The organism is uncultured Bifidobacterium sp. (assembly GCF_959020145.1).
Classification (GTDB): Bacteria; Actinomycetota; Actinomycetes; order Actinomycetales; family Bifidobacteriaceae; genus Bifidobacterium.
Genome location: NZ_CAUEQY010000017.1, coordinates 1 through 25,397, shown reverse-complemented (window position 1 = coordinate 25,397; position 25,397 = coordinate 1). Strand labels below are relative to the sequence as shown.

At 60.0% G+C, this 25,397-nt stretch carries 13 protein-coding genes and 1 tRNA gene; all 14 read right to left on the bottom strand.

Features of this window, described 5'->3' with window-relative positions:
- Positions 1–452: 2-C-methyl-D-erythritol 4-phosphate cytidylyltransferase (locus Q5H33_RS06020; RefSeq protein WP_302423539.1), on the bottom strand; the 452-nt coding region annotated here is incomplete at its 3' end.
- A gap of 87 nt (positions 453–539) precedes the next feature.
- Positions 540–1,556: a polyphenol oxidase family protein gene (locus tag Q5H33_RS06015; protein WP_302423537.1), complete on the bottom strand. Its 1,017-nt coding sequence runs from the start codon at positions 1,554–1,556 to the stop codon at positions 540–542.
- A gap of 82 nt (positions 1,557–1,638) precedes the next feature.
- Positions 1,639–3,177, bottom strand: coding sequence for a U32 family peptidase (locus Q5H33_RS06010; protein ID WP_022245282.1), 1,539 nt, complete (start codon positions 3,175–3,177; stop codon positions 1,639–1,641).
- 162 nt (positions 3,178–3,339) lie between these two features.
- Positions 3,340–4,203 carry an aldo/keto reductase gene (locus Q5H33_RS06005; protein ID WP_022245281.1) on the bottom strand — a complete coding sequence of 288 codons (864 nt, stop codon included), beginning with the start codon at positions 4,201–4,203 and terminating at the stop codon, positions 3,340–3,342.
- A gap of 107 nt (positions 4,204–4,310) precedes the next feature.
- Positions 4,311–6,521 carry a DUF2207 domain-containing protein gene (locus Q5H33_RS06000; RefSeq protein ID WP_138266628.1) on the bottom strand — a complete coding sequence of 737 codons (2,211 nt, stop codon included), beginning with the start codon at positions 6,519–6,521 and terminating at the stop codon, positions 4,311–4,313.
- A gap of 111 nt (positions 6,522–6,632) precedes the next feature.
- Positions 6,633–7,193: a LemA family protein gene (locus Q5H33_RS05995; RefSeq protein ID WP_138266629.1), complete on the bottom strand. Its 561-nt coding sequence runs from the start codon at positions 7,191–7,193 to the stop codon at positions 6,633–6,635.
- Positions 7,194–7,376: 183 nt separating this feature from the next.
- Positions 7,377–10,046, bottom strand: coding sequence for a polyribonucleotide nucleotidyltransferase (locus tag Q5H33_RS05990; RefSeq protein ID WP_055062996.1), 2,670 nt, complete (start codon positions 10,044–10,046; stop codon positions 7,377–7,379).
- Positions 10,047–10,274: 228 nt separating this feature from the next.
- Positions 10,275–10,544: a 30S ribosomal protein S15 gene (rpsO, locus tag Q5H33_RS05985; RefSeq protein ID WP_003807806.1), complete on the bottom strand. Its 270-nt coding sequence runs from the start codon at positions 10,542–10,544 to the stop codon at positions 10,275–10,277.
- A 131-nt stretch (positions 10,545–10,675) separates the two neighbouring features.
- The gene (locus Q5H33_RS05980) at positions 10,676–11,350 is read right to left on the bottom strand and encodes a hypothetical protein (RefSeq protein WP_034879988.1); all 675 of its coding nucleotides are present in this window, start codon (positions 11,348–11,350) and stop codon (positions 10,676–10,678) included.
- A gap of 135 nt (positions 11,351–11,485) precedes the next feature.
- Positions 11,486–11,559, bottom strand: a tRNA-Gly gene (locus tag Q5H33_RS05975).
- Positions 11,560–11,647: 88 nt separating this feature from the next.
- Complete coding sequence (locus Q5H33_RS05970; protein WP_302423532.1) at positions 11,648–13,465, bottom strand: alpha-amylase family protein; 1,818 nt, start codon at positions 13,463–13,465, stop codon at positions 11,648–11,650.
- Between the two features lie 162 nt (positions 13,466–13,627).
- Positions 13,628–14,086 carry a holo-ACP synthase gene (locus Q5H33_RS05965; RefSeq protein ID WP_004220105.1) on the bottom strand — a complete coding sequence of 153 codons (459 nt, stop codon included), beginning with the start codon at positions 14,084–14,086 and terminating at the stop codon, positions 13,628–13,630.
- Positions 14,087–14,406: 320 nt separating this feature from the next.
- Positions 14,407–23,739 carry a type I polyketide synthase gene (locus Q5H33_RS05960; protein WP_302423530.1) on the bottom strand — a complete coding sequence of 3,111 codons (9,333 nt, stop codon included), beginning with the start codon at positions 23,737–23,739 and terminating at the stop codon, positions 14,407–14,409.
- A gap of 84 nt (positions 23,740–23,823) precedes the next feature.
- Complete coding sequence (locus Q5H33_RS05955; protein ID WP_302423540.1) at positions 23,824–25,380, bottom strand: acyl-CoA carboxylase subunit beta; 1,557 nt, start codon at positions 25,378–25,380, stop codon at positions 23,824–23,826.
- Between the last annotated feature and the right edge of the window lie 17 nt (positions 25,381–25,397).

Sequence of the window (25,397 nt, the reverse complement as noted above, 5' to 3'; positions counted from 1 at the left end):
GTGGACGCGTATGCCACGGTCGCCGCGTTGAACTGGTCGAGGCTGTCGATGCAGCCGTCGATGGATTGCTGTTCGACGAACGGTCGCACGGAATCGTGGATGAGGATTTTCGCGCCATCGGGAATGCCTGCCTGCTTGAGCAGATCAAGCGCGGAGCGGGTGCTGTCCACACGCTCGGAGCCACCCGGAATCACGGCACGCACCTTGGTATAACCGGCTTCGTCGATGAGCATGTTCACCATATTGCTGACACGCTCGTTGACCACGACGATGATGTCGCTCACGCGATCGTTGCGTTCGAACGCCTCGATGCTCCAGCAGACGATTGGCTTATCCCCCACCGAAACCAACTGCTTGGGATTGTTCTCATCGAATCGCGTGCCGAAACCGGCCGCCAACACCACGGCCACAACCGGCATCTTCTGTTCCTGCATCTGCTCTCTCTCACTCATACGTCCCACCGTAAACCCCCGAATCGGTTTGCAGCGCGTTTTGCCTTACGTTCTGCACGCAATCCGCAATAGCGCGCCGCTCTCCCACTATTCGCGCACGATCAGCGCAAGCATACGACCTTCGTGCGCTTTGCCTGCGATGGTGGCACGGCGATGCGAGAACCAGAGCGGATTTTCCAGCGTGCACAGGCTACGGCGGATTTTCTTGAAACGTTCCGCGAGCTGCGGTTCGCCTTCGCCATCGGCCTGGCAGATTTCCGCCAATTCCTCGTCTTCGGAAAGATACTGGGTGGCTGCGTTGACGCGGGCGCGGGAGGAAACGACGTTATCAGCCGGAACACCGGCTTTGGCAAGCTCCTGCAGCGCGGCGGCCGCAATATCGATGCCCGGCTGGCCGAAACGGCTCAGCGTGAAGGTTCCGGGGAACTGCGCGTCGAATTCGTCGGCAATGTCTCCGCCAACCTCGTAGCAGTCGCCGCAGATGCACGGGCCCAGCGTGGCGACAATACGCTCCGGCCTGGCTCCCTTGGACACCATCTTTTCGATGGTGGCGCCGATCACACCGTTCTGCAGGCCACGACGGCCGCAATGCGCGGCGCCGATCACGCCAGCTTCCGGATCGGTCATGAGCACCGGCAGGCAGTCGGCCGCGAACATGCCGAGCGCCACGTTCTTCTGAGCGGTCACCTGGCCGTCCGCTTCAACCACTGCCGGCTCATCCGCGGTTTCGCCCACCTGCTGAGCGGTTTCGCCCTTGCTGCCGGACACGTCGAAACCGAACGGACGGTTCATGACGAACAATTCGTCCACATCGACGGCAACGCCGGAATGCACCTGGCTGACCAGGCTCAGCTTCGCGTCGATGGCGTTGGAGAGCGCCACACGATTGGCGAGCACATGGTTCGGATCATCGCCGGACTTGTCTCCGAGATTGCAGTGCGCATAATCGCCTTCGCTGGTGCCACCAAGTCGCGTGGTGTACACGACTTTGACGCCCGGCGCAAGCATGATCGGAATGGTTACTGGGATTGGATTGCCGTCCACGTCGGTCGGGTCGATCGCATTGCTGTCAAGAATCGCATCGTCATACTGCTTGTCAGTCATTTTTTTTGTTTCCCTTGATTGTTCTACGATTATTTCAACTTATTTCTGCTGATTTTCTGCGTCTACACGACGTTTTTCGCAATTATTCCGCTTTGAGCGTCGGCTTTTTGGTACGAGATCGGATGGCTGCGTTCACGGGCACTTCCTGCGGGCATGGCATGGAGAAGACATGCGCCGGATTGTTGATGGATTCGACCCAATGTCCGTCGGCGTCACGGAATCCGCCTGCGGGAACGGTGTAGGCGAGCGGCGCCGCGCCCGGTAGCACGAATTCGACTTCCTGACCGGCTTCGATTTTGTTGCGGCTCATAATGGTCACACGGCCGCCGTCTTCTTCGCTCCACGAGAGCACTTCGCCAACCACCAGCCAAGCGCGGAAATACGCGGAACGGTCGGTGCTTTGCTGCACTTTGTGTTCCGGATAGTAGAAGCCGGTGGAATAGTCGCGGTGCGCCACCTTGTCTGGCTCGTCCAGCAACCAGTCAGGCAGGGACACGTGTTCCGCCGGGCGCACTCCGGCGTGATACCAGCCTTCCGGCAGGATTTCCGCAGCCGTGTTCGACTTACGCCTCGTACTACGCGCATGGTAGCTCAGATCATCCGGTTCGCCGGCGGAAGCGACTGGAACGGTTGCAATATCCGGCTTCCCCGCGAACGCGCCATCCGCATGTTCCATAATCAAATCGGTGGTTTCCGGCTTGCCGTAATCCGGATCAGACGGGCGAATCACACGGTCATGGAATGGCTTCAGCACAGTGCCATCCTCGTCTTCAAAACCGCGTTGCACCATGTATGCGTCAACGGCGGTCTTGTAAGCGTTCGTCATCGCCGCAATATAGTAGGCGCTCTTGGAACGTCCTTCGATTTTCAGACTGGTCGCACCCGAATCAAGCAGATCGTCGATATGCGCAAGCATGTTCATATCCTGCGAATTGAACAGATACGCGCCTTCCTTAGTCTGTTCTATCGGAAAATACTGGCCGGGGCGCTTTTCTTCGACGATGGAATACTTCCAGCGGCACGGTTGAGCGCATTCGCCATGATTGCCGTCACGTCCGGTCAGATAATTGGAGAACAGACAACGACCGGAGAACGCCATGCACATCGCGCCATGCACGAAGCATTCGATGTCAAGATCGTCGGGAATGCGTGCGCGAATGTCTCGCACGGCCTGCAGATCCATTTCACGGGCAAGCACCACACGACGTGCACCCAACTGGTAGAAGGCGTTCGCTGCCTGATAGTTGGTGACTCCCGCCTGCGTGCTCACATGCAGTTCCAGGTTCGGCGCCACTTCGCGAGCCATGAGCATCACGCCGATGTCGGAAACGATCAGTGCGTCCACGCCGGTGTCTTTGAGCTGGCCGATGTATTCGCGCATCGCTTCGACTTCATTGTTGCGCGGCAACACATTGCAGGTCACATACACGCGAGCGCCACGCTCATGCGCGTAACGGGAGCCTTCTTCGAAATCCTCCAAACTCAGGTTTTTCGGCGCCGAACGCATGCCGAACGCTTTACCTCCGCAGTAGACGGCGTCCGCACCGTAATCGACGGCGGTTTTCAGTCCTCGCAGATTGCCCGCGGGAGCCAATACTTCAGGCTTGTTTCTTCTTTGCACGCTTGTTCCTCTTACTCGATTTTTCCGCTCTATATTCTCGACTATTCACGGGACACTTCTGCCGCATCCGGGAAATACATACGAGGAAAAACACATGCGGAAAAACAAAGGCGTCCATCGTGGAGACGGACGCCTTGACGCAAAACGTTGCGAATCTGACACTCAGCCGAGTTTGGCGAGTTCCTCTTCGGTGAGTTCGAGCTCGTCGGCCTTGAGGGAATCGAGAATGGTTTCCGGTCGATGGGCGCCGGGAATCACGAACATGTGGTCGCCCTTGGCCAGCTCCCATGCGAGCACCACACGCTGGTAGCTCACGCCACGGGCTTCGGCCACCTCGCGGAACGGATCGAACAGGTGCTCGTCGTACGGGTGACGGTAGCCGCCCAACGGACTCCAGCACACGAACGCCAGACCCTGCTCGGCGCAATAGTCAAGCGTATCTTGGGTGTCCAGATGAATCGGAGAATACTGGTTCTGCACGGCCACAAGCTTGTCGCCGAGGATCTCCTGCGCGATCTTCAACTGTTCGATGCTCACGTTGGAAACACCCGCCCACTGGGCCACGCCCTGATCGAGCAGCGCCTTGATGCCTTCGCAGGACTCGTTGTACGGCACTTCCGGATCATGACGGTGCAGGTACAGCAGATCGATGCTGTCAACGCCAAGCGCCATCGCGGACTGCTTGCCGTATTCGATCAGATGCTCCGGCTTGCCGTCACGCGGCCAAACCGGCTTGTCACCCTCCCAAGCGCGGCGCAAGCCCACCTTGGTGGCCACGGTGACTTCCTCACGCGGGCCCTTCCACGAGTCAAGCGCCTCACGCACCAGCTTTTCGCCGGTCTGTTCCTCTTCGCCCGGCGTGTAGTACGCCCAAGCGGTGTCGATGTGACGGCATCCGGCATCCAACGAGGCGTGCAATGTTTCAATACCGACATCGTGACCACGATTGTTTTCAATGGTCAACGGCATTTCACCATGGCCGATGGCCGTGGTGCGGAACGGTCCAAGATTACGGAACAAAGCCATCCCGATCTCCTTCAACAACGTACAGAGTGTCTTTCCGAATGCAACCTTACCAGCCGACCCGCCTCAGCAGACAACAAACCCACCAAACATGCGCGTAATGCCGCAGATCAGCGACCACCGAAGCTGCCGCCGCCGGAACCACCGGAGGAACCGCCGAAACCACCGCCGGAGAAGCTACCACCGGAACCACCGTAACTGCTGGACGGAGATGCCGCGGCAATCGTCGATTGAATATCAGCAAAACCTGATTCCAACTGCGCGCCAATATCACCAAAATTGGCGCTCGGCGAGAAATCCATCGAATTCGTATCACACGAAGCAGGACCGGCGTAATGATGATTGAAATACCATGAACGGTAACTCCAGTAAAGCAGCGAATCGGAAGCGTTGGCATCAAGCCAATTCGGGTCGGCAAGCTGCGGGTACGCCTTGAGCAGCTGCTTCATCGCCTTTTCGGAAATGCCGAACGCGGTGGCGTACACCATGTAGCGACCCCACAACGTCAGATCAGCCACACCACGATCACGGAAGTCGCTGAAATCCTCCATATACCGTTTCAAACCGACCACCTGACCGGCAAGACGCTGACCATTGTCGTTAAGCCCCTTCAATTTGAGGTAGCTCAGCGCAAACACGGACGCGAACATCATCGGCGCGGAAATCAGCACGCCCAACGCAAGATTGCCGATCACGCCAAAATACACTATGGAAAGGAACGCCAGGATCGCGGCGCAGATGCCTGCGGCGAACGCTCCCCCGCCGCATGACGAAGTGGCACCCAACATGGAGAATTCGCTACTGCACGCATTCGTAAACTTTTCCTGATACTTGTAGCCCTTCGACCAATCGGAGAAATTCTTGTCCATCTGTTTCAGATCGAACACCGGAGAACCAATGCGTTCGGACGCCTTCACCAGCAGGTCGAGCGCGGTACGTTCGCTCTGGCTCAGCGCCAATGACTGCGGGTTATCGAACACCACCGGCAGTATCACGATGGTGCTGGTTTTGCCTGCATCACGCGCACGAGCTGGATCATTGGAAATCAGCTGCGCGATATCGGCATTGCGAGACCGACTCATATCAATGCCCCGATACATGGCGGCCGGCCCCGGGTAAATGGCGATTGCTCCACGCGAAGCGAGCGAGAGCACGGAAGCCGACATTTTTCGGCTCGACAGTGTTTTCGAATGCTTGTTGTCAACGATATGCAGCAGTTCCGCAGCGCTGGCGGGGCTCATTTCCGGCTCGTCACGCCAATACTCGATGTCACCGTGGTATTGCGAACGATCGAAACTGTGCAATGCGAGCACAACGGCGATCACACACAAGATCAGCCCGGCCACGGCAATGGCGATCCACGTGATCAGGCGGATACGCGCTTTTGTGCGCTGCCGGTCACGCCACTGCTGCTCCTGTTGGGCCTCGCTTTCCATAATGCCGTTTTTGATGGTGGTATCACGAGTGCGTGCCACACCGCTGGTCGCACCGACGTCGAACATGGCGACCACGTCAACATAGTCGCCGGCACGAACGTCGTGCACGGTGAACTGCAACGACCCCTTATCACCACGTTCGGTGGTTGACGTACGTTCGGTGTGCAGCCAGGCCCATGAATTATCCGCCGTAATGCCATCCGGGAACGTGACGGTTCCGGTGACTTTGCCGATGGGAATCTGATTGCTCACGCCGAGCGGCTCCCATTGGAACGTGGCCACGTCTTGATAGGCGGTGGTCACGCCCTGCATGGTCATGGTCACATCGAATTTCAGGCTGCTCGCCGACGTGGTGGCGGGAATATTCCAGCCGATTTCGATTTTCTTGGAACGATCGTCGGTATTGTCGGCAACAAGACCGTCTTTTGCGGGATCGAACGGCTGCGGATTGCTGTCACCTTGCGAAACATCGGCGATATACCACTGCCCCGCATGTTCTCGATTCCATTCGTCGGTGCTATAGCTGCTTGGGATTGCGATATCACCCTGCTGGTAGGTCTCTCCCGTCGTCGCGTTGCGCACGCTGATATCGGTGATATTGGCCAGGTTGCTTTCCTTCAGCGTGTACTGCTGGTACAGCTGCTTCCACGGATGGTCGCCGTCGTCATCGCTGCGGTCGGCGAGTTTCATATCGATGTGTTGGGTGATTTTCAAATCGCCATTGCTTTGCACCTGCACATCGTAGTCGAGCGTTTTGTAGCTCAGATCGGCCCTACCGTCATCCAATGCGATGGCCAGCAATATGGCCGCTACAACGCCAACGGTGACGACGATCGCGATACCGAAGCTGCGCACCGCTCGCGACGCATGCTGTTTGGCCGTCATAATCCCTCTTTCTCGCTTCTTCTTCCCTCAGATGGCCGTACAACAGATGGCCGTACAAGCCGAATTGAACAGTAAAGCCCCATCGTCATCGGACGGGGCTTTACATGCATGTCAGAACTTAACTTGCGGAACCTGACGATCCGCTTCGTCCACCTGGAAGTAGGGGGCCTGTTCGAAATGGAACAAGCCGGCGATAATATTGGTCGGCACAACCTCGGTCTGGGTATTGTACTTCTGCACGACATCGTTGTAGAACTGGCGTGCGTAGGCGATCTTCTCTTCCAACGATTCCAGCTGATTCTGCAAATCCATGAAATTCGTATTGGCCTGCAGCTGCGGATAGTTTTCGGATACGGCCTGCAGATTGACAAGTGCGCGGCTCAGCTGGTTTTCCGCAGCGATGCGCTGCGCCACGTCACCGCTTTGCGCGGCCTGCACCACGCCGGCACGGGCCTGCGTGACCTGCGTGAACACTTGGGATTCGTGGGCCGCATAACCTTTGACCGTTTCCACCAGGTTCGGAATAAGATCGGTACGCTGCTTGAGCTGCACGTCGATCTGCGCCCAACCGTTCTTCACACGATTACGTAGCGTGACCAGCCCGTTGTAGGCGCTGACGGCCCAAAGCACAATAAGTACAACGATGACGGCAATGATAATGCCAACGACCATGACGACTCCTTCGTTAATGGCTCTTCACACCATTCTTGCATGCGCCCAGGTACGTTATGACAAAACTCATGCCCCCGTGTCTCATTTTCATGCAATCTGCATGGAAACGCAAAAGTGCCCCGTACCTTCCGGTACAGGGCACTTCAGTCAGTCAGCTATGCTGCGAGGGATCCTTTTGAGGCGTCAGTCCTCAAAAGGATCAAAGTCGCGGCGGACGCGGCGGCGAGGACGCTCGGAACGCTCTTCGCGATCGGCACGGTACTCGTCGTAGTTCTCGTCGGCTGCGTAACGCGGATTGCGGTCGTCGCGGCGGCTGCTGCGACGACGGTCGGAACGACGATCATCACGATCGTAGTCACGGTCATCGCGATCGGAACGACGACGACGCGGACGATCATCATAATCACGATCGTCACGATCGGAACGACGATCATCGCGATCGTAGTCACGGTCATCGCGATCGGAACGACGACGACGCGGACGATCATCGCGATCGTAATCGCGGTCATCGTCACGATCGGAACGACGACGACGCGGACGATCATCATAATCACGATCGTCACGATCGGAACGACGGTCATCACGACGGCCACGGCTGCCGCGACGGTCATCGCGATCGGAACGCTCACGGCGCGGAGCGGAGGATTCCTGATCTTCGAAGCCTGGAATGGCCAGGGAGATCTTGCCGCGATCGTCAACGCCCTGCACGACTACCTCAACGGTGTCGCCTTCCTTGAGCACGTCTTCGACGGCGTCGATACGCTCGCCGTTGGCCAGATTACGGATCTGCGAGATGTGCAACAGGCCGTCGGTGCCCGGGGTCAGGTTCACGAAGGCACCGAAGGAGGTGGTCTTCACGACCTTGCCGTTGTAGGTTTCGCCGGCTTCAGGAACGTGCGGGTTGGCGATCTGGTCGATGATCTGCTTGGCCTTTTCAGCGCCGTCGCCACCTTCGGAGGAGATGAACACGGTACCGTCATCTTCGATGGCGATCTCCGCACCGGTCTCTTCCTGAATCTGGTTGATCATCTTGCCCTTCGGACCGATGACTTCGCCGATCTTGTCGACCGGAACGGTGGTGGTGATGATGCGCGGTGCGTACGGGCTCATCTCGGCCGGACCATCGATGCACTCGTTGATGACTTCGAGAATGGTGGTACGGGCTTCCTTGGCCTGCTGCAGAGCGGAGGCCAGAATGTCAGCCGGAATGCCGTCGAGCTTGGTGTCGAGCTGCAGAGCGGTGATGAACTCGGAAGTACCGGCAACCTTGAAGTCCATATCGCCGAAGGCGTCTTCGGCGCCGAGAATATCGGTCAGGGTCTTGAAGATGTGCTGGCCGTCAACATCGCCGGACACGAGGCCCATGGCGATGCCCGCAACCGGGGCCTTCAGCGGCACGCCTGCGGCGAGCAGCGACAGCGTGGACGCGCACACGGAACCCATGGAGGTGGAACCGTTGGAACCAATGGCTTCGGAGACCTGACGGATGGCGTAAGGGAACTCTTCGCGGTTCGGCAGCACCGGCACGAGAGCCTTCTCCGCCAGCGCACCGTGGCCGATTTCGCGGCGCTTCGGGGAGCCGACGCGGCCGGTTTCACCGGTGGAGTACGGCGGCATCTCATAGTTGTGCATGTAACGCTTGGACTGCGGACCGGACAGTGCGTCGATCTGCTGTTCCATCTTGAGCATGTTCAGGGTGGTGACACCCAGAATCTGGGTTTCGCCACGCTGGAACAGTGCGGAACCGTGCACGCGCGGAACGATGTCCACTTCAGCGGACAGGGTGCGGATGTCACGCAGACCACGGCCATCGATGCGGTAATCCTGGGTCAGGATGCGGCGACGCACGATCTGGCGCTGCAGCTCCTTGAACGCATTGCCGATCTCCTTTTCCTTCTCGGCATCGTCCATGTCGGTGAATTCACCGGCGAGAGTGGCCTTGACGCCTTCCTTGATCTCATGGATGCGATCCTGGCGAGGCAGCTTCTCGGCAATGGAGAGGGCTTCGTCGAGATCGGCGTGGGCGATCTCATCGATACGGTTGTACAGATCTTCGGTGTACTCCGGGAAGAGCTGGAATTCCTTGGTTTCCTTCGCAGCGATCTTCTTGAGTTCGGCCTGAGCCTCGCAGATCACCTTGATGAACGGCTTGGCGGCTTCGAGACCACCGGCGACGACTTCCTCGTCCGGCTTGGTCTGGCCTTCGTCGTAGATGAGGTGCCAGGCGTTCTTGCCTGCGCCGGCTTCGATCATGGCGATGGCGACGTCGCCGTTTTCGACGACACGGCCGGCAACCACGATTTCGAACACGGCGCGCTCACGCTCGCTCCAACGCGGGAAAGCGACCCACTGGCCGTCGATCAGAGCCAGGCGAACGCCAGAAACCGGGCCTTCGAACGGCAGACCGGAAATCATGGTGGAAGCGGAAGCAGCGTTCAGAGCGATAACATCGTAAGCATCGTCCGGGTTGACGGCGAGCACGGTTTCCACAACCTGCACTTCGTTGCGCAGCGTGTGCGGGAACAGCGGGCGCAGCGGACGGTCGATGATACGGCACGCCAGGATCGCCTCGGAGCTCGGGCGGCCTTCACGGCGGAAGAACGAGCCCGGGATCTTGCCCGCGGCGTACATCTTCTCCTCCACGTCGACGGTCAGCGGGAAGAAGTCGTAGTTCTCCTTCGGGCTGGAACCGGCGGTGGTGGTCGACAGAATCATCGAATCATCGTCAAGATAGGCGGCGACGGCACCATCCGCCTGCTGGGCGAGACGACCGGTCTCGAAGCGCAGCGTGCGCTTGCCGAATGAACCATTATCGATTACGGCTTCAACAGCCTTGATTTCGGGACCCTCCATAGGGTTCCTCCTTTTTCTTTTCTTTTACCAACTATCGGCAGTCCTCTTCAGCGGACTCCAACCGACTTCTGCATGCGTGACGCGACGTTACCTTCGTCGCTTCCTCATCTTTAGATTCTAGACCTCATGCACCCTAAACCTTGGGCTTTCAAACTGTCTTTTCCTCAACGCGGCTGTCATGCAAAAACGCCCGAACGCCAAGGAAGGCATTCGGGCGGAAGAATGTAACTATCGGCGCAGACCCAGACGCTCAATCAGGGAGCGGTAACGGTTGATGTCGACGCGCTTGAGGTAATCAAGCATACGACGACGATCGCCGACCATCAGCAGCAGACCACGACGGGAGTGGTGATCATGCTTGTGCTCCTTGAGGTGCTCGGTCAGATCAGCGATACGCTTGGTCAGCAGAGCAACCTGGACCTCCGGGGAGCCGGTGTCACCCTCGTGGGTAGCGTAAGTCTTGATGATTTCCTGCTTTTCCTCAGCCGTAAGTGCCACGGCATCCTCCTTATATTGCTGCGCGGTGCTGCCGGTCCAATACCGGCGCGCTCTCTATCCGCGGGCGAAACACGCCAAGGGGAAATCATACACGAAGGGCAGACCAAATCGAATCCACAACAAATGGCGGATCAGACCACGTTCAGCAGACCTCCGAACAACACCACGGCGAGCGCGATGATCTCAATCGCGAAGAACAGCAGGAACGATGCCCAACTGCGCGTCAGCACATTGAATTTCGATTCCTTTTTGATGCATACCAGCAATCCGACCCAGAGCACCGCATAGAAGGCGACACCGCATCCGGCTGCGATAATGCCAAGGTTCGCCGCGTTGGCCAGCCCTGAGGAATCGCCGTACATCACGTAGGTGGCGTTCCAAAAGTTGAAGCTCAGCAGACATACGCCGGCGACGAACTGTTCGGCGGCGAGTCCCACCACGAAAACCGTGCCCCACAGCCATTTCTTCACATCCGCAACCATCAATCCCAAACCGGCCATCGCCATAATGGTGACCGTCCACGAAATCAGCGCCACGCCTTTGGGATCGAGGAAGCTGAGATTGGCCACCATCCAAGCCGCATCCTTGACTGCGATGACACGTCCCCACCAGTAAGGCGCGATCAAAGCCACCAGCACCAGCGCGATGAACAGCGCCCAATGCCCCGGATGCGATTTGCGCCGTTCGATATCGGCCAAGGAAAGATCGGACGCCTCAATGGATGCCGTTGGATGCTTGGAAACGTCGACCTGTTCGACCACGCCGTCGACGACTTCCGTCACCTTGTTGCCTTGCGTTTGTGCCATACCCGCTCCGTTGTATTGCGATTGTCGCACCGCTGTCACGACACGTCCAGCATACCCAGTCGTCGAAGCAATCGTACGGCAGGTATGCAAAAGGCGTGCCGTCAAGCACGCCTTTCTTCTTCTCTAACGATTGTGTGGAGCGGATGACGGGAATCGAACCCGCGTAATCAGTTTGGAAGACTGAGGCTCTACCATTGAGCTACATCCGCGTACCGTCTATGCCAGCCGAAGCCAACACGAAACGACTCGAGCCATTATACACACTCCCTCAACAATCGCAAGTCGAAATCGTAATAATTATTTTTCGACCACGCAAACCTGGTACGGCTCCAACGCAACTTCGGCAGGAAGCTCGATATCGCCGTCCGAATCAAGACGCGCGATCTGACGTGCGGACGAGAAATTGAACAATCCCAATACCGTACGTCCTTCAACGTGGCGCACCACCGCAAGAACCGCATCATTATGCGCATCCCAAGTAGTGACCCATGCTTCCGGAGCGAACGCGGGATCGTCGCGCATCTCACGAACGCTCTTCAAACCGTCCCACATCTGCTTCTGCAGCGTGCCCGCCTGCTTGCGCTTGGCCGCATTCTCCCAATTGAAGGGGCTGCGATGCAGATTACGCGAATCCTCGACGCGATCGGGATCCTCCTTGTATTCCCAGCCGTTGAGCTGCACGATTTCGTCGCCGCAGCTCAGCATGGGGAAGCCACGCAGGAACGACATGGCGGAATGCATCATCAGATCGCGTTTCATCGAAATGTCGAGCAGCGGCTTGTCATGCGTGATCAGCGCACGTTCCTCACCGCACAGGCTGGCCGTGGTGCCGCAGCTGCGCGCGTCCTTCGATGCCTCGTCGTAGTTGTACAGCTCTCCCATAGCCCAGCTGCCAGGCACCGATCCCTCGTAGAAGTGGTACAGGAATTCCTTATGCTTGAGCGGGTCGATGCCGAGGCTCTCCTCCACCGGCTCGTCCAAGCCCCAGCCGATGTCGTCATGGCAGCGCAGGTAGTTGACGAACCAGCAGTTCTCCGGCAGCGCGTTAAGCTTGTCGAGCTGGTCTTTGAGCAGGCGCACGTCCCCACTGGCAAGCGCACTCCACAGATTCACCATGATCGACACGTTGTAAAGCATGTGGCATTCCGGCTTTTCCGGCGTGCCGAAGTAGGCGGCAAGCTCCTTGGGGGCCATCACCACTTCGCCCTTCAGCACTACGGCCGGGCAGACGCATTCGAGCACGATGCGCAGCATACGCACGATGGCGTGCACTTGCGGCAGATTGCGGCAGTTGGTGCCGAGTTCCTTCCAGATGTAAGGCACCGCGTCGATGCGGAACACTTCGACGCCAAGATTGGCGAGGCCAAGCACACTGGAGAGCACCGACACGAGCACGTTCGGGTTGCGGTAGTTCAGATCCCACTGGAACGGATAGAACGAGGTGAGCACCCACTTGTGCATCTGCTCGTTCCAGGTGAAGTTGCCGGGCGCGGTGGCCGGAAAGACTTCCGGCACCACGGCGTCATACTGGTCGGGGATGGTGCGGTCGTCGTGGCAGTAGTAGTAGTCCTGATATTTCGGATCGCCCGCTTGAGCGGCTTTGGCCCAGCGATGGCTGGATGCGGTATGGTTCATCACGAAGTCGAGGCACAGGCTGATGCCCGCCGCACGCAGTTTCTTGGTGAGCGCGGCGAGGTCTTCGTTGGTGCCGAGCGACGGGTCGACGGTGTCGAAATCCTCCACTGCGTAACCGCCGTCATTCTGCGGATGCGGCATTTTCAGCAGTGGCATCAGGTGCAGATAGGTGAGTTTCTGTTCCTTCAGGTACGGCACTTTGTCGGCAAGTTTCTTCAGATCCCCGGCGAACAGATCGGTGTACATGGTCATACCGAACATGTTGCCGCGCTTGTACCATTCCGGATCGGCGAGACGCTTGGTGTCGAGACGCTTCAGATCGGCGGGGCGCGCATCGTGGGCTTTGGCCATCAGCTCGGTGAGGTTGCGGAAGGCTTCGTCGGCCTGCTCCCCATACAGATCCGTCAATAGTTCGCGCAGTTCCTCACTATATTGTGCGACGCGCTCGTCAAATGCTTTGTCGGATTTGGACCGTGCCATTCCTTGACTCCTCTTCCCAGGGAACTTCGTTGTTATGAGTTGGATTCCGCAGCGTTCGTTGCCACGACGTTGGCACCAGTGTAGCGTGATTTTACGGTTTTATCAAACCGGTTCGAGGTGTTGTCGCGATTGACGTCAATCGATTGACGCAATCACTTGCGGTCACGCTTCTATCGTCACCACCGCGGATGCGACGGATCCGTCATGACTCATGGAAATATGGATTGCGCACGATTGATCATCCCCATCAACCGGCAATCCCAACGATTGCCGCAACTTGCGTCGCACCTCGGGCGAGAGCATGACACGGGGCACGCCGTGGGAATCGTCAAGTATTTCGATGCGCGCCCAAGGAAAATCGTCGAGCGTGTACGGATAGGCAATGTCTCCATCGGCATTTGCCCTGCGTGAAATCGCTTCGCACCACGCCTTGAGAAAAGCTTCCTTGCCCGCCCATCGGGCCGCAAGATGCACCGCCTCACCGTCCCTCTTGACCTGCACACGTTGAGCGGTCTGCCATAGCTCGCGCATGGAGAACAGGTTTCGCATGCGCGACCCCGGTTCGCCCAGTTGCTCGGCGAACGCAGGCACATCCACGACGTCATGCCCTAAACCCAGCATTTTCCAGCCTTTCGAAAGTTTTCAGGAAGAAACGAACCATGTCGACTTCCGCGAAGCAGGCGGGCGACACTTCGTTTTCATGCAAGGACACCATCCTACCTAAGCGCTTCATCTTCTGCCACCCGCATTGCGCGCCCCTCGTTTCGCGTCTGCACAAGTGAAAATACGACACCAAACGGAAATCGTGCAGACGGAAAGTAGAGTGATTCAAGAATATGAAAATCCCGTATCTGCCGCGAAATACTGAGATTGCGACAGATACGGGATTTTGATGATCGTGCGTCTGAGCGCCAGAAATTTCAGGCGCTCAGACGCGGGAATCAGGCTTCGAAGTAGCCGGATGCGCCCAGGCGCGCGTTCGGGTCGAGCAGCATGGCCTTCTCCACCTCGTGCGCGTTGTAGCCGCGGCCATCCTCATGGAAGCGACGGTTGTCGATCGGCTCGTAGAGCGCGGCACGGCCCATCATGCCTTCCTCGAGGCGACGCTGGCCGGCAGCCAAACGCTCGTTGGCGCGATCACGCCATGCATTCAGTGCCTCGACGCCCGCGGTGTTGGCCACTGCCGCTTCGAATGCGCCCGGATTGACGATCGCCGCAAAGCCGGACACGTGGCCGAAACCGAGCGACGTGGCCAGGCCCGCCTTGACGGAACCGACCTTCAGCGGCTCGCGCAGCCAGACCATGTGGTCGTCGCGCATGAGCTTCGGATCAACGCAGTCCAGGGCGGCATTCGCCGGAATCATGCCGGACCTGAACAGCTGGGTCAGACCGTTGACCTGGAAGATGCAGGCACCGCCCTTGGCATGGCCGGTGAGCGTCTTCTGCGAGATCACGAACAGCGGGTTGCCGTCGGCGCGGCCAATGGCGTGGGCCAACGTGTTGTGCAGTTCGGACTCGTTCGGATCGTTGGCGTTGGTGGACGTGTCGTGCTTGGAAACCACGGCGATGTCGTCCGGAGCGACACCGAGACGGGCCAGATCGCGCACCAGCTTGGAATCCTTGCCGCCCATGCCCGCTGCAAGCGCACCCAATCCCGGAGCTGGGATGGAAGTGTGCGCGCCGTCGGCGTAGGAGTGCACGAATCCGATTACGCCGGCAACCGGCAGACCAAGCTTCAACGCGATATCGCCACGGGTCAGCAGGATGGTGCCGCCGCCCTGGGATTCCACAAATCCGCCACGACGACGATCGTTGGCACGGGAGAAGAAGCGCGCGTCGATGCCCTTGGCGTACATTTCCTCCGAATTGGCGGTGGCGTTCATGTTGCCGAAGCCGATCACGGATTCCACACCGATGTCGTCGATCGCACCGGTGACCACGAAGTCGGCCTTGCCGAGCGCGATCTTGTCGGCACCCTCTTCAAGGGAGACGGCAGCCGTGGCGCAGGCGGAAACCGGCTGGACCATATTGCCGTAGCCGCCGATGTAGGACTGCATCACGTGGGCTGCGACAACATTCGGCAGAGCCTCCTGCAGAATGTCGGTCGGAATCTCATGGTTGAGGAAGCGATCCAAGTACAGCTTGCGCATGGAGGCCATGCCGCCGAAACCGGTGCCCTGCGTGGAGGCCACCATCGACGGATGCACCGCCTCGAGGATTTCGGTCGGCGTGAAGCCTGCGGACAGGTAGGCGTCGACCGTGGTGACGATGTTCCACAAGGCGATCTTGTCGACATCGCCGACCATGGAGGCCGGAATACCCCACTTGACCGGATCGAAGCCCTTCGGGAACTGGCCGCCGACCGTACGGGTCATGGCCGCGCGACGAGGCACGCGAATCATGGAGCCGGCATGGCGGGTCACGTTCCATTCGCCGGATTCCGCATCGGCCGCGAAGCTGGTGTGCGCTTCATCAAGCTTGACGTACTCTTCGGCAATCTCACGAGTCGGAACCGAGAAGGTCACATCGTGGTCAAGGAACACCTCGGCCTCTTCCTCGTCAGTGCCGTCCTTGTAGTCGTTGCCCATGCCTTCGTCGAACGGACGCACGCCGGAACGGGCCACGACCTCGTCATGGTAACGTTCCGCGATATCCTCCTCAGGCACGAGGTTGCCATCAACGTCGTACCAGCCCGGCTTGGGGCTGTCGTTCCACGTCAGCAGGCCCATATTCCATGCCAGTTCGAGCACCGCGCCGGCAGACAGATCCACCTGTCCGTCGGAATGGATGCCGAGTTCGGCTTCGAAACGGGTGCGGCCGGAGCCCCATGGGCCAAGTTCACCCACGGACACGATGACGATTTCGTCTTCCGGACGTGCGCTGACGTTCTGCCAATCGGCAAGATCGACCTTGGCCTGACGCGGAGCACGCGGGCTTGGCAGCGCCTTGATGAGCGTCTTGGCCGCGGTATCGGATTCGTTGCTTGCGATTGCGTTCTTGGCATTCGCCGCTTCCGCTTGGGCCGCGTCTTCCATGGCTTCCGCACGCAGTGCCTTGATGTCGATCGGCTCGTTGCCGAGTCCGCCGGTCAGATCCACGTCGAGCGGGGCCTTGGCTGCTTCGATACGGGATTCGCGGGTGGAAAGGTTCAGCAGTTCGACCGCGATTTCGGCGGTGGAATAGGTCTTCAGACCGTGACGCTCCACCACTTCGACCAGCGGATCATTGCCGCCCATCAAGCCCGTGCCGCGCACCCAGCCGATCTTCGGATGGGCGAAGGTCACACGGCTCGACCACACCTTTTCGGCGCGAGCACGGTTCACAATCGCATCAAACGCGCTCTTCACTTCGCCGTAGGCACCGTCGCCGCCGAAAATACCGCGGTTCGGCGATCCCGGCAACACCACATGCAACTTATGCTGCACATCGGTGTCGGCACCGATCTTCGCAAGTCCGGCAATCGCACGCTCAACACCCCACAGCATGAGGCGAGCCTGGGATTCGAACAGTTCGCCGGAATCGGCGAGGCTGCCATGCACCGGCGGAGCCGCGAACGGGAAGAACAGGCTCGGCTCGTAAGCAGGTTTGAGAATCGTGGTGGTCGCACCGGAAGTCTTCTTCTGCACATTGCCGACCCAAGTGACCAACGCGTCCACGTCACGGTAGCTTGACAGGTTCGCAGGAACCAACCACAACTTGGCGTCACCGGCCGCATGCTCACGGTAGGTCTGCTTGGCCCATGCCTTCACGCTTGGCTTGAAGCTGTGCGAGGTGGCCACCACGGTCGCACCGCCTGCAAGCAGGCCGTTGACCACCTGGGCTGCGATGGAGTTCGGAGCCACGCCCGTCACCACGGCGATATCTCCAGCGAAACGGCTGGTTTCCGCCGATTCGGAAGCGTTTTCTCCTGCTTCGGCAGCGACACGATTGAATGCGGCCTTCAGATCCGCGTTGTCGCTCTTGCCTGCATACCAGGCGGCTTCGTCGGCAATGGTCTTGCCGAGACCGATGAAGCTACCGTTCAATGCGGATTCATCGTTGTTGTAGTAGGCGCGTGCCAGATCCTCACGTGCGGATGCCCAACGATCGTCGAACAGAATGGCCTTGCGCTCGTCAAAACGAGGTTCGACCTGCTTCGGCCAGTCAGCACCGAGTTCGGCTTCGACCGCAGCCACAACAGCCGCGTTCTCATCAGCAGTTTCTTCGGCAACCGGAGCGGCAACGCCCAGCTGGTTCAGCACGAACTTCGCCGTGGAGGCGAGCACGCCATCGGCACCGGTCACCTTGGCCGCGAACGCGTCCAAAGCGGCGGAATCAACCACAGCCCCGCCAGCTGCGCCACCAGCGCTCGGCATGGCAACGGCGATGCCCTTGTCGGCGGCAACCTTCTGCACGGCCGCATCGATCAGCGCGTTGGCAGCGGCCGCATTGGAAGCGGCATCCGTGCTCAACGAGGCAAGATCACCGCCACGAGAGCTGGCCCCCTCACGGGTTTCGAGCACGAGCGCAGCCACCACATGGGAAGTCCACCCTTCACCAAGCTGCCATGTATCGGTCACACGCTTGGTGATCTGGCCGAGCTTCACACCGGCGGCACCGAACATGCCACGCACACGGTCACGCACGATGTCAGACAGCACCGGACCGAACGCCTTGTAGTTCGGAGCGACCTTGTTGACCAAAGCGCTCAGCGCCTTGACCGTCGCTTCGGCGGCACCGTCCACGGAAGCCACGCCCAGTTCGGAGCTGATGTCCATAAGCAACTGGTTACGGCGGGAAGACACGCCATTAGTCAGCGTATCGGTGGTATCGCTTTCGCCGATCTGATCGGGGCGAACCTTGGCCGAGTAAGCCAGCAATGTGGCGATCGCATCGGATGCCTTGAATGGAATATCCGCAACGGCGGCACCAGACGGAGCGCCAGCGGAAGCTGCGGCAACCGGAACTTCCGCAACGGCTGCAGGAGCCGCCGCAGGAGCTGAGGCAACAGCCGGAGCAGCAGCCGCAGAAGAAGCCGCAGCCGCAACTGCAGAATCGTCGGCATCTTCTTCCGGAACCAACGAATCGGAATCGGTCATATATACGCGGCCCTCATCGCGACCAACGTTGTACACCGTCACATCGCGACCGGCAAACTGTGGCAGACGCAACGTCTTGGCACCAAGATTGGCGAGTGTCGGAGCATTGCCGAGACCAACCTCAACATACTCTTCCACACCAAGACCGCCCTGCTCGGCGGAACCGAACAGCAGAGCCTGCGTCTCAATCCAACGCACCGGGGAGGCGAACTGCCAAGACAGCAGTTCCGTAAGCAGCAATCGACCGAGCTTCTGATCATCAGCAGCATAGGAATCCCAAATCTGCGGATCATCCAAAGCGGCCTGAATGCGCTCGGACGGCACGACTTCGAGAATCTTGGCTGCGAATTCCTTCGTCATTTCGAACGGAGCCGCAACCAGGTTCGGAATGTAGCGTCCGACCAAGCGACCACGGTAATCGATGGTCTGCGGCAGGAGCGCGTCAAGCTTGTCGCGGAATTCCGGCACACCCTTGCGCAGCAGCGTGGAATGGAACGGCACATCGATGCCCGGCACCAGCATGAATGCCGGCTTGCCGCCATATTCGGCTACGCGGCGGTCGGAATCGGCCTTCAGCGCCTTCAGACCGGCGATGGTGCCTGCCACGGCATACTGCTGGCCAGCCAGGTTGTAGTTCACGATCTGCAGGAACTCGCCGGAAGCCTTCGACACGGATTCGACGTATTCGCGTACGCCGTCGTCGCCCACACCGAACTGGTTCGGACGCAGCGCACCCATGCGGTAGTTGGAGCGACCCTTCTCGTCACGCGGAATGAGGTGGTGCATGGTGGAACCGCGGTGGAACACGAGTTCGATCACGGTTTCCAGCGGAATCACGCCGGCGAAGGAGCTCAGGGCGTTGTATTCGCCCAGCGAGTGGCCCGCGAAATAGGCCGGCCAAATGTCGGCGCCGGCTTCGCGCAGACGTGCGGTCTGGGCGAATGCCACGGTGGCGAGCGCCACCTGCGTGAACTGGGTCAGGTTGAGCAGTCCTTCCGGATGGCGGTAGGTCACGCCGTTGGCGGTCAGTTCCTTCGGATTGTCACGCACGACGGCGAGGATCGAGAATCCAAGCTTCTCGCAGGTCACCTTGTCGGCACGCTCCCACACGTCTCGTGCGGCCGGGGACTTGGCACGCTCGTCGAGCACCATGCCCTGCTGCTGTATGCCCTGGCCCGGGTAGACGAAGGCGGACTTCGGCGCACGTACGATGGCGGTGCCACGAGACACGATATTGCCGTCGATGCGGCTGGTCACTTCGAGCACCATGCCGGAGTGTGCCACGCGTCCGACACGCTCGACGGAGATTTCCACTTCGTCGTCGAGCTGCACCATGCCGTACATGTTGTAGGTCCAGCCTGCGATTTCGTAGTGCGCACCCTTGCCGTCAAGCGCCTGCACCGCGTATTGCGCGGTTGCGGAGAGCCACATGCCGTGCACGAGCGGTGCCGCAAGACCGGAAACGGCAGCGCCACGATGCGAGGTGTGGATCGGGTTGAAATCGCCGGAAGTACGGGCGAAGGCGGTCATCTCGTGCGGAGCGGTCACCTTGACGCGGCGCAGCAGTCGGCGCGGAGTGCTTTCGATTTCCGCTTCGATTCCGCCGTAGTCCGGCGCGTCCGGCGGCAGTGCGTCGGAATATGCGCGGCCACGGATGGCGAAACGCTCGGTTTCGTTGGCAAGCACGGTGCCGTCTTGTGCGCTGTGGGTGACGTGGATGGTCACCACACGGCCGGATGCCGATTCGAAGTAGTTTTCGGCCCAGCTGGTCAGTGCGATCTGTTCGCCAGTGTGCTTGAGCAGCTCGTCTTCGCTGACTTCCAGTTCGATGAGATGGTCGAGATGCACTGCGTTGAGCAGGCCTTCGATCACCGGGAAGCCGTTGACGTATACGGATCCGAGGGCCGCGTAGATGGCGGGCCATGCCGGTCCGACGAGTGCGTCCGGTGCGATGCGCGACGGCACCAGATTGCTCGGCAGCGCGCCGCCGGTGGCCGCTTCATGGTCGAAGCCGAGGTTGGCGGACAGCGTGTAGCTGGTATGCGCCTGTCCGAACGGATGAGCGGCTTTGTCTGCCACCTGCTCAATAACGGGCATGGCGGTGAGCTTGTCGCCGGTGATGGCGGTATTGCCGATGCCCGCGGTGTCGGCAAGCATGCGGTACACGTGTTCCGGCAGGCGGTCGCGGTCGACCACCGGGAAGAGCCCGGATTCGTTGCCGTCCACGTTCAGCGGGATGACGATGTCGCGTACGGCGTGCTTGGATGCGCCACCGTCAGGATCGTTGTCCCAGTAGGTATCGAGATGAATGTCGAGATCGTACTTTTCGATGCTTCCTTCGCTGGAAATCTTGCGGATTTCGTAGTTGGCGTCACCGTTGCTGGTACCGTACGCCGGGTTTGCCATGAGATGGCCCACCCACGAGATGTTCGGGGATTTGCGAATGAATTCTTCTGCGGAAGATGCCGCGCCGAGCTGGGCAAACGCGGTTTTGTCTGCGCTTGGCGATTCGGTGGAAACGCGCTTGACCATGGCCTCTTCGAAACGGCCAAGAATGTCGGCGACCGGTTCGTCAACGGTGGTGATGCCCGCAACGGAGATCGGACCAGGAATAATACGCACGGAATCGGCGGAGTAACGGGAGTCTTCGGACTGCCACAGCTGATCCTGACCCCACCAACGCAGCAGGTCGTTGTCGATGACGGGCACGAACGGCATTGGCTTCGGGTATTCACGCACGAGCACCGGGAACCAAGCTTCATCCATCGGGGTGACGGTCAGTTCATCAGCTTGCGGATAGGCTTCGGCAAGCTTGGCGATGGCCGCATGCGGATCGGATTCCACATCGGCACGGGATGCGAACAGCGATGCGAATTCGCCGCTTTCCTTCGTGGTGACGCGGGCTTCGATACGCTGTAGCAAGTGCAGGAAGCGATCGGCATAGGTTTCATCTACCCACGGGAAAGCGAGATCGGCGAAACGCTGCGCCCATGCGAGATAGGTCATGGCCTTCAGGTCACCGAAATACGGCTTTGCGGTGGCGTTCAACGCATCGATGATTTCCTCACGGCGGCTTTCCAGCTCTTCCGGATGCTTCATCACGCGCACCAGCAGGCGTCCGCAACGCGCGGAAGAGTTTTCCAGCTCGTACATATCGGCATGCAGGTGGCTCAGGCCGGAGGTGACTCCACCCTTGGCTTGGCCGCTCGGCACCCACTGTTCGCCCAGCGGAGCGAACGGATCGACGTCTGCTCCCTTGGCGGGAATGCCTGGGGTGTTGACGAGCATCTGCTTGACTTCAGGGCTGGTGTGCGCCTCTTTGGCGGTCATCACGGCGGTGCCGACAAGCACGCCGTCCACCGGCATGAGCGGACGACCGTATTCGGCGGACCATTCGCCGGTGATGTAGTCGGCTCCGCGTTCCGGCGTGCCGATGCCGCCGCCGACCACGAGCACCAGATTGGCCTGTTCACGCACTTCGGCATAGGTGCTCAGCAGCAGATCGTCCAATGATTCCCACGAATGGTGTCCACCTGCGGAACCACCTTCGACTTCGATGAGCACCTTGACCGGCGCGACGGCCTTGGCGATGCGCACCACCTGGCGAATCTGGTCGACGGTGCCCGGCTTGAAGCTCACATACGGGAATCCGTCAGAGTTGAGAGTGTGGATGAGTTCCACGGCCTCGTCAAGTTCCGGAATGCCCGCGGACACGACCACGCCGTCGATCGGGGTGCCGCTGGCACGCTTCTTCGGTACGATGCGCTGGGATCCGAACTGCAGATTCCACAGGTAGCGGTCCATGAACATCGCGTTGAATTCAACGGTACGGCCTTCTTCAAGCTCTTCTTCCAGCTTGGCGACATGACGGTCGAACACGCTGGCGGTCACCTGACCGCCGCCTGCGAGTTCCGCCCAGTAGCCGGCGTTGGCGGCCGCTGCCACGATTTCCGGTTCCACGGTGGTCGGAGTCATGCCGGCGAGCAGCACCGGCGCTTTGCCGGTCAGTTCGGTGAATGCGGTGCGTACCTTGTCTCCGGCGGAGGTGTGGATGATGCTTGGTGCGAAGCGGGTCCAGTTCTGGGTGCGCTCCGGCAGGGTTTCCAGCGTGGAGAGTTCGCCGCGATCGGCCACGGTGGAGGCTTCCACCACGCCGACGCCAGTGCCTTGGGCAACGGTGGAGAACAGCTTGCCGACAGTGGTTCCCGGGCCAAAGTCCAACACCCACAGGGCGCTCGGATCGGTGGATTTCATGAGCGCACGCACGCGGGCGGCCCAATCCACATGGTTGAGCAGCACTTCGGCGGCGAGCTCGCGAGCGTGGTCGGCGTTGATTCCGCAGGATTCCGCCCATGAAACAGCCTGTGAAACAGCCTCGGCCATAAGCGGGCTGTGGAACGGCAGGGTCACGTCAAGGTATTCGAGCACCGGTTCGAACACGCGACCGCCACGCACCTTCTCTTCGCGCAGCTTGGCCTGGTGCTTGTGCTCCTTGGCCACTTCCACGCCGAACGCGGCCAGATCCTCCGGGTAGCCGGAGAGCACATAATGCGTGGCGGAATTGGTGACGGCCACTGCGATCGGGCCTCGGGCACCGGAAACACGCTTGATCAGCGCATCCGCCTGGGCGCGGGTGATGTCCTTGACAGACAGCATCGGCGTGGCTTCGCCGTGACGTGCGGCAAGGCCAAGCTGACGTGCCTGACGGGTGCCGGCAACGCCGATCAGCGTGGCAATCGCAAGAATTTCATCGATTTGCGCGGAAGCCGCCTCAATGGAACCCGCTTCGACGATCGCCTGCACCATGTGCACGGCGAGCACGCCTTGGGAGTGACCGAGCACGGCAACCGGCTTGGCAACGGCGGGATTGTAGCCGAGAGCTGCAGCATCGAGCAGCGCACCCAACTGGGCGAGAGCAATGCCCGGAACGCTGGCGGAAGCCGCTGCGGCAGCGCCGAGTCGTGCCGGATTCGGTTCGAATCCAAACAGGTCGACCGGGCGCCCGGTGGTGGCGAGCAGGTCGGCGGACACCGGGTACAGCAGTGCCTGGGCTGCGTCGGCGTGGGTATGCAGGGCTTCGTCGAGCACCGGATTGGCGCTCTGGTCGGCGAGCGTCACCGGCCATGGGGTGGATTGGCCTGCGAAGGCGAGTGCGTGCGGCTCGCTGTTCAGTCGGTCAAGAAAAAAGGTGTTCATGATGTTCCTTACTTGTTTCAAAAATCTTGCGATGTGTTCTTGCGTTTACGTTTGCTTACGATTCATCCGCGCACTTTGCGCCCGTCACAACGGCTGGTTGCCGTGGTGTTTGGTGGTTTTGCGCACGCGTTTCTTGCTGGAGAGCAGTTTGAGCGATTCGATGATGGTTTCGCGGGTTTGCTCGGGGTCGATCATGGCGTCGATTTCGCCCATTTCCAGCGATAGATTCGCGTTGACGGTGGTGCGTTCGTAGTCGGCCACGTATTTGGCTCGGAGCGCTTCGACGTCTTTGCCTGCGTCTTTGGCTTTCTGCAGGTCTTTGCGGTGGATGATGTTCACCGCTCCGGCCGCGCCGAGCACTGCAATTTGGCTGGATGGCCACGCGTAGTTGAGGTCGGCTCCGATGGCTTTGGATCCCATCACGATATAGGCTCCGCCGAAGGCTTTGCGTAGGATCACGGTGACCAGCGGCACTTGCGCGTTGGCGTAGGCGTAGATCACTTTCGCGCCGCGGCGGATGATGCCCGCATGTTCCTGTTCGGCGCCAGGCTTGTATCCGGGGGTGTCCACCAAGGTGACGACCGGCAGGTTGAACGCGTCGCACAGACGCACGAATCGTGCCACTTTTTCGGAGGAATCCACGTCGAGGATGCCCGCGTTGACGTTCGGCTGGTTTGCCACAATGCCGACCGGATGCCCGTTCACGCAGGCGAATCCCACCACTGCGGAGCTTGCGAACAGCTCGTGCACCTGCACGAATTCGCCGTAGTCCACGATGCAGCGGATCACGTCGAGCACGTCGTACGGCTGGCGGTCGTTGTCCGGCACGATGGTGGCAAGTCGCTTGGCCACGTCACGGTCGGCGCGGGTTGCGGCGTACGCGTAGGTGGGCGGCTGCAGGTCGGAATTGGACGGCAGGTAGGCGAGCACGGTTCGTGCGTAGTCGATCGCGTCGGCTTCGTCTTCGCCCAGGTAGTGCGCCACACCGGAGGTGGCGTTGTGCACATATCCGCCGCCGAGGTCGTCCATGCTGATCACTTCGCCGGTGGCCGCTTTGACTACGTCAGGACCGGTGACGAACATGTTGGAGTTTTCACGGGTCATGATGATCAGATCGGTCAGTGCCGGGCAGTACACGGCTCCACCCGCGCATGGGCCGAGAATCAGCGAGAGCTGCGGCACGAAACCGCTGGCGTCGCAGGTTTTACGGAACAGATGCCCGTATTGCGTCAGCGCGGCCACGCCCTCTTGAATGCGGGCGCCGCCCGAATCGATAAGCGCGATGATCGGCACTTTCAAGTCGAGCGCTTTGTCCATCAATCGGCAGATCTTGCGGCCTTCCGCGACTCCCAGCGTGCCGCCGCGCACGGAAAAGTCCTGTGCGTATACGGCCACTTTGCGTCCGAACACTTCGCCGAAACCGGTGATGACCGCCGCTCCCGCGCGTCCGCCGTTGATGTCGCCGCCGCAGAATCGTCCGATTTCCTCGAAGGAACCGGTGTCAAGCAGCAGGTCAAGACGTTCGCGCGCCGTCAGTTTGCCTTTGACATGCTGGCGATTGCGGGCATGATCTTCCGCTTCGTGCGCGAGTTGCGCCGCACGAAGCACGGATGCGCGGATTGGCTGGGATGCGCCCGGCAGGTCGGCCGCGGAGACGG

Excerpts from the sequence above, each read along its gene's own strand:
- Q5H33_RS06000 (WP_138266628.1), bottom strand. The coding sequence starts at position 6,521 with ATGACGGCCAAACAGCATGCGTCGCGAGCGGTGCGCAGCTTCGGTATC.
- Q5H33_RS05990 (WP_055062996.1), bottom strand. The coding sequence starts at position 10,046 with ATGGAGGGTCCCGAAATCAAGGCTGTTGAAGCCGTAATCGATAATGGT.
- Q5H33_RS05995 (WP_138266629.1), bottom strand. The coding sequence starts at position 7,193 with ATGGTCGTTGGCATTATCATTGCCGTCATCGTTGTACTTATTGTGCTT.
- Q5H33_RS06005 (WP_022245281.1), bottom strand. The coding sequence starts at position 4,203 with ATGGCTTTGTTCCGTAATCTTGGACCGTTCCGCACCACGGCCATCGGC.
- Q5H33_RS05965 (WP_004220105.1), bottom strand. The coding sequence starts at position 14,086 with ATGCTGGGTTTAGGGCATGACGTCGTGGATGTGCCTGCGTTCGCCGAG.
- Q5H33_RS05970 (WP_302423532.1), bottom strand. The coding sequence starts at position 13,465 with ATGGCACGGTCCAAATCCGACAAAGCATTTGACGAGCGCGTCGCACAA.
- Q5H33_RS05980 (WP_034879988.1), bottom strand. The coding sequence starts at position 11,350 with ATGGCACAAACGCAAGGCAACAAGGTGACGGAAGTCGTCGACGGCGTG.
- Q5H33_RS06015 (WP_302423537.1), bottom strand. The coding sequence starts at position 1,556 with ATGACTGACAAGCAGTATGACGATGCGATTCTTGACAGCAATGCGATC.
- Q5H33_RS05960 (WP_302423530.1), bottom strand. The coding sequence starts at position 23,739 with ATGAACACCTTTTTTCTTGACCGACTGAACAGCGAGCCGCACGCACTC.